Genomic DNA, 13,015 nt, shown 5'->3' on the forward strand with positions numbered 1-13,015 from the left:
CCAGGAACAGGTGGGTGGTCTCCACCGCGGGCGCATTCAGACGGAAGCCCTTGAGGTCGACCCATGGGCTGGGCTCGGCCTCCGCCTGTTCGACCCCCTTGCGGAACGCCCAGCCGGCGGTGGCCAGGGCCTCGGGCGAGGGCTCCGCGGCGGCGGTCAGCGCCTCGAGGTCGCGGCCGATCAGGCCGGTGTCGACGGCCCCGGCGATGAAGTCCGGGGTCTCCAGACAGCGGACCAGGAACCCGGCGTTGGTCTTCACCGGCCACACCTCCACCTCGGCGCAGGCCTCGGCCAAGTCGGCGATCGCCTGTTCGCGGGTGGGCGCGTGGGCGATCAGCTTGGCGATCATCGGGTCGTAGAACGGGCTGATGGCGTCGCCCGGTTCGACGCCGGTGTCGGCCCGGACATTGTCGGGCAGGGCGAAGTGGTCCAGCCGCCCGATTGACGGCAGGAAGCCCGAAGCGGGGTTCTCGGCGTAAAGGCGCGCCTCGACCGCGTGGCCGTTCAGCGTGATCTGGTCCTGGCTGAGCGGCAGCGGCTCCCCGGCGGCGACGCGGAACTGCCATTCGACGAGGTCCAGGCCGGTGACCATCTCGGTGACGGGATGCTCCACCTGCAGCCGCGTGTTCATCTCCATGAACCAGATGCGGTCGCCGCGCAGGCCCTGGCTGGCGTCGGCGATGAACTCCACCGTGCCGGCGCCGACGTAGCCCACCGCCTGGGCGGCCTTGACCGCAGCGTCGGTGACCGCGGCCCGGGCAGCCTCGGTCATGCCGGGGGCGGGAGCTTCCTCGATCACCTTCTGGTGGCGGCGCTGGAGCGAACAATCGCGCTCGAACAGGTGGACGACGTTGCCGTGGCTGTCGCCGAACACCTGCACCTCGATGTGACGCGGGCGCGTGACGTAGGTCTCAAGGAGCACCCGGTCGTCGCCGAAGCTGGCCTTGGCCTCGCGCTGGCAGGACGCGAGGGCGGCGTCGAAATCACCGGCGCTCTCCACCAGCCGCATGCCCTTGCCGCCACCGCCGGCCACAGCCTTAATCAGAACCGGAAAGCCGATGTTGACCGCTTCCCTGGCCAGGGTCTTTGCCGACTGGTCCGCGCCCAGGTAGCCCGGCGTCACCGGCACCCCGGCCTTGGCCATCAGCGCCTTCGCCGCATCCTTCAGGCCCATGGCGCGGATCGCCGATGGCGGCGGGCCGATCCAGATCAGGCCGGCGGCCGCCACGGCCTCGGCGAACTCGGCGTTTTCGGAGAGGAACCCGTAGCCCGGGTGGATCGCCTCGGCGCCGGCGGCTTTGGCGGCGGCGATGATCTTTTCGCCCACTAGATAGCTCTCGCGGGCCGCCGCGGGCCCGATCAGGACCGCCCGGTCGGCGTCGCGCACATGGGCTGCGTCGGCGTCGGCCTCGGAGAAGACGGCGACCGTCTCGATGCCGAGCCGCCTCGCGGTCGCGAACACGCGGCGCGCGATCTCACCTCGATTGGCGACCAGGACGGAGCGGAACATCACAAGCGCGCCCGCGCCGCAGGCGCTGTCATCTCTGACCACAGAGACCACGAAGACCACGAAGAGCCGGCGGTCACGGCCACTTCGTGATCTTTGTGGTCTTCGTGTCGGATCGAGCGGCGCTGGCGCGCCAGAAGCCTAGCCATCGTTGCCCTCACATCCTGAACACGCCGAAGCGCGTCTCTGGGATCGGGGCGTTCAGCGCGGCCGAGATGGAGAGACCCAGGACGTCGCGGGTCTGGGCCGGGTCGATGATGCCATCGTCCCACAGGCGCGCGGTGGCGAAGTAGGGGTTGCCCTCGTCCTCGTACATCTGGCGGACGGGCGCCTTGAACGCCTCTTCCTCGGCCGGTGTCCACTTCCCGGCGTCGCGGTGGACGGTGGCCAGCACGCTGGCCGCCTGCTCGCCGCCCATCACGCTGATCCGGCTGTTGGGCCAGGTCCAGAGGAAGCGCGGCGAGTAGGCCCGGCCGCACATGCCGTAGTTGCCCGCCCCGAAGGAGCCGCCGATCAGGACGGTGAACTTGGGGACCTCCGCCGAGGCGACGGCGGTGACCAGCTTGGCCCCGTCCTTCGCGATGCCGCCGGCCTCGTAGCGGCCGCCGACCATGAAGCCGGAGATGTTCTGCAGGAACACCAGCGGGATCTTCCGCTGGCAGGCCAGTTCGATGAAATGGGCCCCCTTAAGCGCGCTCTCGGAGAACAGCACCCCGTTGTTGGCCAGGATCGCCACCGGATAGCCCCAGATGCGCGCGAAGCCGGTGACCAGGGTCGTGCCGTAGAGCGCCTTGAACTCGTCGAACCGCGAGCCGTCGACCACCCGGGCAATCACCTCGCGCACGTCGTAGGGCGCGCGGACGTCGCTGGGGACCACGCCATACAGCTCCTGCGGGTCGTAGGCGGGCGGCTCCGGCTCGGCCAGGGTCAGGGGGTGGGTCTTGGTGGTGTTCAGGTTGGCGACGATGCGGCGCACGATGGTCAGCGCGTGCTCGTCATCCTCGGCCACGTGGTCGACGACGCCGGAGCGGCGGCCGTGGGTGTCGGCGCCGCCCAGCTCCTCGGCGGTGATCACCTCGCCGGTGGCGGCCTTCACCAGCGGCGGGCCGCCCAGGAAGATGGTGCCCTGGCCGCGCACGATGATGGTCTCGTCGCTCATCGCCGGGACGTACGCGCCGCCGGCGGTGCAGGAGCCCATGACGCAGGCGACCTGGGCGATGCCCTGCGCGCTCATCCGGGCCTGATTATAGAAGATCCGCCCGAAGTGGTCGCGGTCCGGGAACACCTCGGCCTGGTGCGGCAGGTTCGCGCCGCCCGAGTCGACTAGGTAGACGCAGGGCAGGCGGTTCTGCAGGGCGATCTCCTGGGCGCGGAGATGCTTCTTCACGGTGAGGGGGAAGTAGGCCCCGCCCTTCACCGTGGCGTCGTTGGCGATGATCAGCACCTCGCGGCCCGAGACGCGGCCGATGCCGGTGATCAGGCCGGCGGCCGGGGCCTCGTCGTCGTAGAGCCCATTGGCCGTGAGCGCGCCCACCTCGAGGAACGGCGCGCCGGGGTCCAGCAGGCGCATCACGCGGTCGCGCGGCAACAGCTTGCCGCGGGAGACATGGCGTTGGCGGGAAGGTTCAGGTCCCCCAAGGGCCACCCGCCCGGCGCGTTCGCGGAGCTCCTCGACCAGGGCGCGGTTGACCTGGGCGTTGGCCGCGAAGGCGGCGCCGGTCACATCCAGCGCAGAGCTGAGCTTCCTCATGCCGCTCCCACTAGCATGCCGGCCCTACGCCGTCCTTTCGACCAAGAGGCCAAGTTCGGCGATCATCGCCTCGCGCATGGCGAATTTCTGGACCTTGCCGGTGACGGTGGTGGGGAACCCCTCCACGAACCTGACGTGCCGCGGCACCTTGTAGTGGGCGATCTGGTCGCGGCAGAATTCGCGGACGGCCTCCGCGTTGAGGCCCTGTTGGCCCGGCTTCAACACGATCCAGGCGCAAAGTTCCTCGCCGAACCGCGGGTCGGGGATGCCGATCACCTGGACGTCCTGGATCGCCGGATGGCGGTAGAGGAACTCCTCGATCTCGCGCGGATAGATGTTCTCGCCGCCGCGGATGACCATGTCCTTGATGCGGCCGACGATGTTGCAGCAGCCGGCCTCGTCGATGACGCCCAGGTCGCCCGTGTGCATCCAGCCGGCGGCGTCGAGCGCCTCGGACGTCCGTTCCGGGTCGTTCCAGTAGCCCAGCATCACCGAATAGCCGCGGGTGCACAGTTCGCCCGACACGCCGCGCGGGACGACGCGGCCCTCCCCGTCGACGACCTTTGCCTCCAGGTGCGGCTGGATGCGCCCGACCGTGGATACGCGTATGTCCATCGGATCGTCGCAGCCGGACTGGAAGCTGACCGGCGAGGTCTCGGTCATGCCGTAGGCGATGGTCACCTCGGGCATATGCATCCGGTCGACCACCTGGCGCATCACCTCGATCGGGCAGGGCGAGCCGGCCATGATCCCTGTGCGCAGGGACGTCAGGTCGTACTTGGCGAAATCCGGGTGGGCCAGGGCGGCGATGAACATGGTGGGCACCCCATAGAGCGCCACGCACCTCTCCTCGGACACGGCTTGCAGGACCGCCAGGGGATCGAACGCCTCGCCCGGGTAGACCATCGTGGCCCCGTGGGTGATGCAGCCCAGGTTGCCCATCACCATGCCGAAGCAGTGATAGAGCGGCACCGGGATGCAGAGCCTGTCGCCGGCCTTCAGCCGGATCGCCTCGGCGACGAAGAAGCCGTTGTTGAGGATGTTATGGTGGCTGAGCGTGGCGCCCTTCGGGAAGCCCGTCGTGCCGCTGGTGAACTGGATGTTGATTGGGTCGTCGAACTGCAGGGTGGGGCCGATCTCGGCCAGCCGGGCGCGATCGGCGCGCTTGGCGGTGTTTTCGATGTGCGGGAAACTCTGGCAGCCGCGATGCGGGTCGTCTCCGATGGTGATCACCGCCTCGACGGTGGGCAGCTTCCCGGCCTCGCGCAGTTGGCGGACCATGGACAGGTATTCGCTGGTCTTGTGGCGCACCGCGATGACCAGGGCGCGGCAGCCCACCCTGTTGATCGCGTATTCGGCCTCGCTGAGGCGATAGGCCGGATTGATGTTGACCAGGACCAGCCCGGCCTTGGCGGTGGCGAACTGGGTGATCGCCCATTCGGCGCAGTTGGGGGCCCAGATTCCGATGCGGTCGCCGGGCTCGAGGCCGAGCGCGATCAGGCCGGCGGCGAAGGCGTCCACCCGGCCCTTGAACTGGGCGTAGGTCCAGCGGATGTCCTGATGGCGCGAGATCAGGGCCAGGCGGTCGGGGTGGGCCGCGCAGGTCGCGTCGAACACGGCGCCGATGGTCTGTCCGATCAGCGGCTGAGCGCTCGCGCCATGCACATAGCTCAGGTCCGCCATAGCCCCGCCTCCCCTAGGCGCCCGATCCTAGCGACCCACCGACCCGTGTCATCCCGGTTTCGCCGCAGCAGGGGCGCTTAGAGCCCACCCTCGGCGGCCAGGATCGCCCCCAGTCCCTCGCGGTAGGTGGGATAGGCCGGCCGCCAGCCGAGTTCGGCCTTGGCGCGGGCGTTGGAGACCCGCTTGCTCTCGCCGTAGAACCGCATCGCCGCCGGCGACAGGTTCGCGTCCGCCAACGCGAGTTCCGGCGGCGGCTCGAGCCCGATCAGGCGCGCGGCGTAGGCGATCACCTCGCTGTTGGGCGCCGGCTCGTCGTCGCAGAGGTTGTAGATCCCGCCCGCGCGGGGCCGCGCGATCGAAGCCGCCAGGCCCGCGGCCAGGTCGTCCACATGGATCCGCGAGAACACCTGGCCGGGCGCCGCGATCCGCCGGGCGGCGCCGCTGCGCAACCGCTCGAAGGCCGAGCGGCCGGGCCCATAGATGCCGGGCAGGCGGAAGACGGTGACGCTCAGCCCCATGCCGCGGCCCACCTCCAGCCAGTCGCGCTCGGCGCCGACCCGCCGCGCCCCCTCCACCGACTGCGCGGCCAGCCGGCTGTCCTCGGTCACCCAGCCGCCGCGGCGGTCGCCGTAGACCCCCGTGGTCGACAGGTAGCCGGTCCAATCGGGGAAGGCCTCCGCCTCTGCCAGGGGGCCGACCAGGCTGTTGAGTCCGGGGCACCCCTGCGGTCCCGGCGGCGCGGTGACGAGCAGCGCCGTGGTCTGCGCCAGCGCTGCGGTGAGCGTGATGCGGTCGGCCGGATCGACCGCTGCGTGGCCTTCGGCTGTGATCCGGGCGGCGGTCTCGGCGTTGCGGTAGGTGGCGAAGACCTCCCACCCCTTGCCGGACATCCGCCGCGCCAGCGCCCGTCCGGAGAAGCCGTAGCCGAAGATGAGGAGACGCTTCACCCGAACCTCGCCCACACCAAGCGGACCCTCACAAGAGGTCGGTGATCGCCTTGCGGGCCGCCTCGCCGAGGTCGGGCCTGGCGAGCGCGAAGGCGACGTTGGCGCGCAACAGCCCGATCTTGTCGCCGCAGTCGTAGGTGGTCCCGTCGTACTCCAGCGCGTGGAAGGCCTGGGTCTTCATCAGGTTCGCCATGCCGTCCGTGAGCTGGATCTCGCCGCCCGCGCCGCGTTCCTGGGTTTCCAGGATCTCGAAGATCTCCGGCTGCAGGATGTAGCGACCGGAGATGAACAGGTTCGAGGGCTCGGTCCCCGGCGGCGGCTTCTCCACCATGCCGGTCATCCGGTTGAGCCGACCATCCCGTCCCTCCAGGGCCACGATGCCGTACTTGTGCGCCTCGCCCTCCGGGACGGGCTCCACGACGACGATATTGCCGCCGGTCTCCTCGTGGGCCGCCACCGCCTGGGCGAGCGCCGTGGGGCTGGCCATCATCAGCATGTCGGGCAGCATCACCGCGAATGGCTCGTCGCCGATGATGTGGCGGGCGCACCAGACCGCGTGGCCGAGCCCCAGCGGGGCCATCTGGCGCACGAAGCTCATCTCGCCGGGTTGCGGCAGGTCGCGGCGCACGTCGGCCAGGATGTCCAGCTTGCCCTTGGCCTCCAGCGTCCCCTCGATCTCGGGATTGGCGTCGAAATAGTCCTCGATCGCGCCCTGCCCGCGTCCGACGATGAAGACGAAGTGCTCGATCCCGGCCGCGCGGGCCTCTTCGACGATGTAGCTGAGGATCGGCCGGTCGAAGACGTTCAGCAGGTTCTTGGGCGTCGTCTTGGCGCCTGGCAGCACCCGCGTCCCCAGCCCCGCCACCGGCAGGACAGCCTTCTTCACACGCTGGGACAAAATCACCTCCGACCGGCCGTTTCGTAAAAATCCCGTAAAGCGTTCCGGCGTCTGGGCGGAGTTTTTTTCGCGTTTGGAGCATCATCACGATTTTGCGATCGCACGAAATTGTGTACGCTAGGGGAGTCGGGGAATTCACCCCACGGGGACCCACCTCAATGAAGCTTCGCATTCTGACTGTCGCCGCTGCCGGCGTTATGGCTCTGAGCATGGCCGCCTGCCAAAAGAAGGAAGAGGCTCCGGCCCCGGCCGCCGACGCTGCCGCCGCTGACGCCGCCGCTATGGCTGCCCCTGCAGCTGCTGCTGACGCCGCCGCTATGGCTGCTCCGGCCGCCGCTGAAGCCGCCGCTCCGGCCGCTGCCGAAGCCGCTGCTCCGGAAGCCGCCGCCGACGCGATGGCCGCCGAGAAGAAGTAAGCATCGTCTCGCAAGAGACTGCTTGAGAGAACGGCCGTCCCTAACGGGGCGGCCGTTTCCTTTTGGGCCGCGGGGTCGCGCCCTATTCCACCGTCACGGACTTCGCCAGGTTCCGCGGCTGATCGACGTCCGCGCCCTTCTGCACGGCCACGTGGTACGCCAGCAGCTGGATTGGCGGGGCGTACACCAGAGGCGCGATCAGCGGGTCGCAGCGCGGAGCGGTCACCACCACCCTAGCGCCCTGCGGCGCATGCGCCTGTCCGTCGGGGTCGGTGATGAACACCACCTGGCCGCCGCGGGCCATCACCTCGCTCATGTTCGAGGCGGACTTCTCGAAGTAGCTGTCGAAGGGGGCCAGGATGACGATCGGCGTCGCCTCGTCGACGAGCGCGATCGGCCCGTGCTTCAGCTCGCCCGCAGCATAGCCCTCGGCGTGGATGTAGCTGATCTCCTTCAGCTTCAGCGCGCCCTCGAGCGACAGCGGGTACATCGGCCCGCGGCCCAGGTAGAGCACGTCGCGGGCGCGTGCGACCTCCAGCGCCACACCGCGCACCGCCGCTTCGAGCTCGATGGATTCGGCGATCAGCCGTGGCGCTTCCAGGAGCACGCGGACCAGCCGCTGTTCCTCGGCCGCGTCGATCCGCCCCCGCGCCCGGGCCGCCGCCACGGCGATGGCGGTGAGCACGCAGATCTGGGCCGTGAAGGCCTTGGTGGAGGCGACGCCGATCTCCGGCCCGCAGTGGATCGGCCAGACGACGTCCACCTCGCGGGCCATGGTCGACTCGGCGGCGTTGACGACAGCGGCGCTCGCCATCCCCTTGGCCTGGCAGTATCGCAGCGCCGCCAGTGTGTCGGCGGTCTCGCCGGACTGGGACATGGCGATCACCAGCGAACCGGCCGAGAGCGAGGGCTCGCGATAGCGGAACTCCGAGGCGATCTCCACGTCGACGGCCAGGTCCGCCAGCCGCTCGATCAGGTACTTCCCCAACATGCCCGCGATGTATGACGTGCCGCAGGCCACGATCTGGATGCGCTGCAACGCCGCGAAGTCGATGCCGCCGGGAATCGCCGCCTTGGCCGTAAGCGGATCCACATAGGCCGCGATCGTGCGCTGACAGCCCTCGGGCTGATCGTGGATCTCCTTCTCCATGAAATGGCGGTAGTTGCCCTTCTCGACCAGGGCGGCCGAGGCCGGGACCACACGCACGGCGCGCTTCGCCGGCCGTCCCGCTGCGTCGAAGATCCGCGCGGACCTGCGGTCGATGGCGACGTAGTCCCCCTCCTCGAGATAGCAGACCCGGTGGGTGAAGGGGCCCACCGCCAGGGCATCCGAGCCCAGGAACATCTCGCCCTCGCCGTAACCCACCACCAGAGGGCTCCCGCGCCGTGCGCCCAGGATCAGATCGGCTTCGCCTTCGACCAGCACCGCCAGCGCATAAGCCCCGCTCAACTGGTCCAGCGTCGCCTTCAGCGCCGCCAGCGGCGCCTTGCCGGCGGCCAGCTCGCTGTCCAGCAGCGCTGCGATAACCTCGGTGTCGGTGTCGCTCTCGAACCGTCGCCCGCCCGCCGCCAGCCGTTCGCGGATCTCCGCGTAGTTCTCGATGATGCCATTGTGCGCCAGCGTCACGCGCCCTTGCGTGTGCGGGTGGGCGTTGGCCAGCGTCGGCGCGCCGTGCGTGGCCCAGCGGGTGTGGCCGATGCCGACGGTGGCGTCGAGCGGATCGTCCTCCAGCACCGCCTCCAGGGCGCGGATCTTGCCGGCGGCGCGCCGGCGCATGACCTGGCCGCCGGCCAGGCCCGCGATCCCGGCGGAATCGTAGCCGCGATACTCCAGCCGCTTCAGACTCTCGATCAGCCGCCCCTGCACGGGGGCGGTCCCGACGATGCCGATGATGCCGCACATGTGGCCGGAGCTTCCTTTGTGGTAAGGCCGAATCGGAGCGGCTTTAGCATCCGGTAGGCCGTCATCGCCTAAAAGTCAGTTCCGGATCGAGCACGAGAGCCCCTCATGACCAAACGCGCCTACTTTGGCACCGACGGCATCCGCGGCGAGGCCAATCGCCATCCCATGACCGCCGAGGTGGCGTTGCGGGTCGGCATGGCCGCGGGCAAGATGTTCATGTCGAGCGACGACCGTCGGCATCTCGTGGTGATCGGCAAGGATACGCGGCTCTCCGGCTACATGATCGAGCCGGCTCTGGTCGCGGGCTTCGCCAGCGTCGGCATGGACGTGCGCCTGTTCGGGCCGCTGCCGACCCCCGGCGTGGCCATGATGACACGCTCCCTGCGCGCCGACCTGGGCGTGATGATCTCAGCCTCGCACAACGCCTTCTCCGACAACGGCATCAAGCTGTTCGGGCCCGACGGCTACAAGCTCTCCGACGAGAAGGAGCTGGAGATCGAGGCGCTCATGGACGAGGGCCTCTCGCAGAACTTGGCGTCGCCGTCCCATCTCGGGCGCGTGCAGCGGATCGACGACTGCCAGGCCCGCTACATCGAGATCGCCAAGGCCACCTTCCCGCGGCGGCTGTCACTGTCCGGCATGCGCATCGTCATCGATTGCGCCAACGGGGCGGCCTACAAGGTCGCGCCCGAGGCCCTGCATGAGTTGGGCGCGGAGGTGATCCGGGTGGGCATCTCGCCCAACGGCTTCAACATCAACCAGGACTGCGGCTCCACCCATCCGGCGGCCATGCAGAAGGCGGTGAAGGAGTACCGCGCCGACATCGGCATCGCCCTCGATGGCGACGCCGACCGGCTGGTGATCTGCGACGAGAAGGCCCAGCTGGTCGACGGCGACCAGATCATGGCCCTGATCGCCGCCGACTGGGCGCGGCGTGAGAAGCTGCGCGGTGGCGGCGTGGTGGCCACGGTGATGTCGAACCTCGGCCTCGAGCGTTTCCTGGCCTCCAGGCGCCTGACGCTCGAGCGGACCCAGGTGGGCGACCGCTACGTGATGGCCCGCATGCGGCAGGGGGACTTCAATGTCGGCGGCGAGCAGTCGGGCCATCTGATCCTCTCGGACTTCTCGACCACCGGCGACGGCCTCCTGGCCGCCCTGCAGGTGCTGGCGGTGCTGAACGAGAGCGACAAGCCGATGAGCGCGCTCGCCCGCCAGTTCGAGCCCGTGCCGCAGAGGCTGGAGAACGTGCGCTTCGCGGGCGGCCAGCCGCTGGAGAACGAAACGGTCAAGCAGGTCGTGGCCGACGCCGAACTGCGCCTCAATGGCTCCGGCCGGCTGGTCATCCGGCCCTCGGGCACGGAGCCCCTGATCCGCATCATGGCCGAGGGCGACGACGAGAAACTCGTCAACCAGCTGGTCAAGGAGATCGCCGGCGCGGTGAAGAAGGCTGCGGCCTGACGCCCTTCGCACGGTGACGTGATCGTGCGGAGCCCTTGCGGCGCCAGCCGCCGGGAAACCAGAAGCCTACCCAAGACGTATTCAATGTGTCACGCTCGACACATTCGGCAGGCTCGACCCGGTCGATGCAAGAGAGTGCTTGGGAGGACTGATGCGGCTAGACTTCGCCTTCGGCGGCCTGACGCGACAGGCGGAACGGCCCGCCCGCTCGATCGCCTGCCTCGTGTTCGTGGCCATCCTCGGCGCGGCCTTCTGGGCCGGCGCTGCCTGGATCGCCGAGATCATGCTCCGGACAGCCAGCTTCTAGGTCGTCCTTAGTGGCGCGTTGCGCGCACGGATGATCGAGAACCGCAGGCTCGATCCGATCACCGCGTCCCTTAGCGGCCAGAAGTCCTGCACCACCCGCACCTCGGCGCCCGACCGCAAGAGCGCATCCAGCGCGCCGTCGATCGTCGTCATCGCGGCAGGCTCAACCGCCTCGCGCGAGATCCAGTAGCCGGCCTCGGCGTCCGCCTCGAAGAAGCTCTCCAGCGGCATCTCATAGAGCGCCAGACGCGTCGTGCGCACCCGCTCCAGCCAGTCGGCCGGTAAGGCCACGACGTGGGTCGCGCCTGTCAGGAACCGCTCGGCGTCGCTTTCGGTGGTCTGTGGACCGCGGCGGAAGCAGATGCGCGGACAGTTGCGGGGTAGGAGGTAGTTGGCGAGGTGGGTCTCGGCGATCGACCAGACGCACACACCGAGGGTTATGTTGGTCGACGGCGATGGCCGCGGTTCGAAGCGGCCGATCGTGAAATCCTCGCTGACATGGAACAGCTTCACCGAACCTCCTTCGGGCGGTGGCTAGCGTCCGACGCTGGTGTAGGCGAAGCCTCGGGCCTGCATGTCGGCCGGCTTGTAGATGTTGCGAAGGTCGACCAGAACGGGCTTCTTCATGAGCAGCTTGATGCGGTCCAGGTCCAGCGCCCGGAACTGGTCCCACTCAGTGATAATGACCAGTACGTCCGAACCCTCGGCGACTGCGTAGGGGTCTTCCTTGAAGTCCACGTCGCGCAGCAGTTCGCGCGCCTCGGGCGTCCCCTCCGGATCGAAGGCCTGGATCCTGGCGCCCTTGTCCTGCAGGGCCGGAATGATCGACAGCGAAGGGGCGTCGCGCATGTCGTCGGTGTTGGGCTTGAAGGTGAGGCCCAGAATGCCGACGGTCTTGCCCTTCGGCGCGCCGTCTAGAGCCTTCACGACCTTGCGGGCCATCGCCCGCTTGCGCTCGTCGTTGACCTTGATGGTGGCCTCGACCAGCTCACTGGGCGCGCCGGCGTCGCGGGCGGTGCGGACCAGGGCGATGGTGTCCTTGGGGAAGCAGGAGCCGCCGTAGCCGGGGCCGGCGTTCAGGAATTTGTTGCCGATCCGTCCGTCCAGGCCGATGCCGCGGGCGACCTGCTGCACGTCCGCCCCGACCGCTTCGCAGAGATCGGCCATCTCGTTGATGTAGGTGATCTTCAGCGCCAGGAAGGCGTTGGCGGCGTACTTGATCAGCTCGCTCGTACGGCGGCTGGTGAACAGGATCGGGGTCTCGTTGAGGTACAGCGGCCGGTAGAGCTCGCGCATCACCTCCTGGGCCCGCGCGTCGTCTGTGCCGACAACCACCCGGTCGGGGCGCTTGAAGTCCTCGATGGCCGCGCCTTCGCGCAGGAACTCGGGGTTTGAGACCACGGCGACCTGGGCGTTGGGACGTACGCGCTTGAAGATCGCCTCGATCTCGTCGCCGGTCCCCACCGGCACCGTCGACTTGGTGACCACCACGGTGAAGCCGTCCACCAGGCCGGCGATCTCTTCGGCCGCCGCGTAGACGTAGGAGAGGTCGGCGTAGCCGTCACCGCGTCGCGACGGGGTGCCAACGCCGATGAACACCGCGTCGGCCTCGCGGATCGCCTGCGTGGCGTCAGTGTCGAAGAACAGCCGCCCCGCCTTGACGTTGCTGGCCACCAGCAGGTCCAGCCCCGGTTCATAGATCGGGATGCCGCCGGACCGCAGCTGCTCGATCTTGCGCGCGTCCTTGTCAATACAGGTGACGGTATGGCCGAAGTCGGCGAAGCAAGCCCCGCTGACCAGGCCCACATAGCCCGTCCCGATCATCGCCACGCGCATCTAGTACTCCTCTCGACACCAGCAGCTTTCATTGTCCGTGAAAGACCGCCGCAACAGCACAACTTGGCCGCGGGTCAGCAATTCCCGCGCCACTCAGATCTCTTGGTTGTACGCGCCCACCTGCGGCCGCTTGGCCAGCCGAGGCTTCACTTCCTGGTGGAACAGGGCGCGCATGTCGTCCTCGGAGCGCGTGCTCTCCACCACCACCACGATCTCGGGCTTGTTGGAGGAAGCGCGGACCAGAACCCAGCTGCCGTCCTCCAGCGCCACGCGCACGCCGACGCCTACGGCGACGTTCACGATGTCCCCCA

Annotated in this window: 11 protein-coding genes and 1 pseudogene (1 of these 12 cut by a window edge); 3 read left to right on the forward strand and 9 right to left on the reverse strand. The window is 68.9% G+C overall.

Features of this window, described 5'->3' with window-relative positions:
- The 5 genes from QZV94_RS11515 to QZV94_RS11535 all read right to left on the reverse strand — a co-directional run.
- Positions 1-1,510 (reverse strand): biotin carboxylase N-terminal domain-containing protein (locus QZV94_RS11515; RefSeq protein ID WP_293678028.1); only part of this gene is annotated, 1,510 nt, incomplete at its 3' end.
- Positions 1,511-1,664: 154 nt separating this feature from the next.
- Positions 1,665-3,257 (reverse strand): carboxyl transferase domain-containing protein, encoded by a 1,593-nt coding sequence (locus tag QZV94_RS11520; RefSeq protein WP_293678030.1) that lies wholly within the window; start codon positions 3,255-3,257, stop codon positions 1,665-1,667.
- A 24-nt stretch (positions 3,258-3,281) separates the two neighbouring features.
- Positions 3,282-4,940 (reverse strand): AMP-binding protein, encoded by a 1,659-nt coding sequence (locus QZV94_RS11525; RefSeq protein ID WP_293678031.1) that lies wholly within the window; start codon positions 4,938-4,940, stop codon positions 3,282-3,284.
- Between the two features lie 77 nt (positions 4,941-5,017).
- Complete coding sequence (locus tag QZV94_RS11530) at positions 5,018-5,830, reverse strand: NAD-dependent epimerase/dehydratase family protein (protein WP_293678046.1); 813 nt, start codon at positions 5,828-5,830, stop codon at positions 5,018-5,020.
- A gap of 85 nt (positions 5,831-5,915) precedes the next feature.
- Complete coding sequence (locus QZV94_RS11535; RefSeq protein ID WP_293678047.1) at positions 5,916-6,788, reverse strand: UTP--glucose-1-phosphate uridylyltransferase; 873 nt, start codon at positions 6,786-6,788, stop codon at positions 5,916-5,918.
- 155 nt (positions 6,789-6,943) lie between these two features.
- Here QZV94_RS11535 and QZV94_RS11540 point away from each other — a divergent pair, with 155 nt between their 5' ends.
- Positions 6,944-7,201, forward strand: coding sequence for a hypothetical protein (locus QZV94_RS11540; protein WP_293678032.1), 258 nt, complete (start codon positions 6,944-6,946; stop codon positions 7,199-7,201).
- A gap of 82 nt (positions 7,202-7,283) precedes the next feature.
- Here the strand turns inward: QZV94_RS11540 and glmS are convergent, their stop codons facing one another.
- A complete protein-coding gene (glmS, locus tag QZV94_RS11545) occupies positions 7,284-9,104 on the reverse strand; it encodes a glutamine--fructose-6-phosphate transaminase (isomerizing) (RefSeq protein WP_293678033.1) in 1,821 nt (606 codons plus the stop codon).
- 105 nt (positions 9,105-9,209) lie between these two features.
- Here glmS and glmM point away from each other — a divergent pair, with 105 nt between their 5' ends.
- Both glmM and QZV94_RS11555 read left to right on the forward strand, forming a co-directional pair.
- Entirely contained in the window at positions 9,210-10,562 is a 1,353-nt protein-coding gene (gene glmM / locus QZV94_RS11550; RefSeq protein ID WP_293678034.1) for a phosphoglucosamine mutase, read from the forward strand.
- A 151-nt stretch (positions 10,563-10,713) separates the two neighbouring features.
- Positions 10,714-10,869 (forward strand): hypothetical protein, encoded by a 156-nt coding sequence (locus QZV94_RS11555; RefSeq protein WP_293678036.1) that lies wholly within the window; start codon positions 10,714-10,716, stop codon positions 10,867-10,869.
- Here the strand turns inward: QZV94_RS11555 and QZV94_RS11560 are convergent.
- The 3 genes and pseudogenes from QZV94_RS11560 to QZV94_RS11570 all read right to left on the reverse strand — a co-directional run.
- Positions 10,866-11,381, reverse strand: coding sequence for a DUF6886 family protein (locus tag QZV94_RS11560; protein WP_293678037.1), 516 nt, complete (start codon positions 11,379-11,381; stop codon positions 10,866-10,868). The genes QZV94_RS11555 and QZV94_RS11560 overlap by 4 nt on opposite strands.
- A 21-nt stretch (positions 11,382-11,402) precedes the next feature.
- Complete coding sequence (locus tag QZV94_RS11565; RefSeq protein WP_293678038.1) at positions 11,403-12,704, reverse strand: UDP-glucose/GDP-mannose dehydrogenase family protein; 1,302 nt, start codon at positions 12,702-12,704, stop codon at positions 11,403-11,405.
- A gap of 93 nt (positions 12,705-12,797) precedes the next feature.
- Positions 12,798-13,015 (reverse strand): annotated as a pseudogene (locus tag QZV94_RS11570) (phosphomannomutase/phosphoglucomutase); it runs 1,292 nt beyond the window's last position.

This window comes from uncultured Phenylobacterium sp. (assembly GCF_902826855.1).
In the GTDB taxonomy this organism is placed as follows: Bacteria; Pseudomonadota; Alphaproteobacteria; order Caulobacterales; family Caulobacteraceae; genus Phenylobacterium.

Coding starts and splice junctions, on each gene's coding strand:
- QZV94_RS11520 (WP_293678030.1), bottom strand. CDS start 3,257: ATGAGGAAGCTCAGCTCTGCGCTGGATGTGACCGGCGCCGCCTTCGCG.
- QZV94_RS11525 (WP_293678031.1), bottom strand. CDS start 4,940: ATGGCGGACCTGAGCTATGTGCATGGCGCGAGCGCTCAGCCGCTGATC.
- QZV94_RS11530 (WP_293678046.1), bottom strand. CDS start 5,830: ATGTCCGGCAAGGGGTGGGAGGTCTTCGCCACCTACCGCAACGCCGAG.
- QZV94_RS11540 (WP_293678032.1), top strand. CDS start 6,944: ATGAAGCTTCGCATTCTGACTGTCGCCGCTGCCGGCGTTATGGCTCTG.
- glmS (WP_293678033.1), bottom strand. CDS start 9,104: ATGTGCGGCATCATCGGCATCGTCGGGACCGCCCCCGTGCAGGGGCGG.
- glmM (WP_293678034.1), top strand. CDS start 9,210: ATGACCAAACGCGCCTACTTTGGCACCGACGGCATCCGCGGCGAGGCC.
- QZV94_RS11555 (WP_293678036.1), top strand. CDS start 10,714: ATGCGGCTAGACTTCGCCTTCGGCGGCCTGACGCGACAGGCGGAACGG.
- QZV94_RS11565 (WP_293678038.1), bottom strand. CDS start 12,704: ATGCGCGTGGCGATGATCGGGACGGGCTATGTGGGCCTGGTCAGCGGG.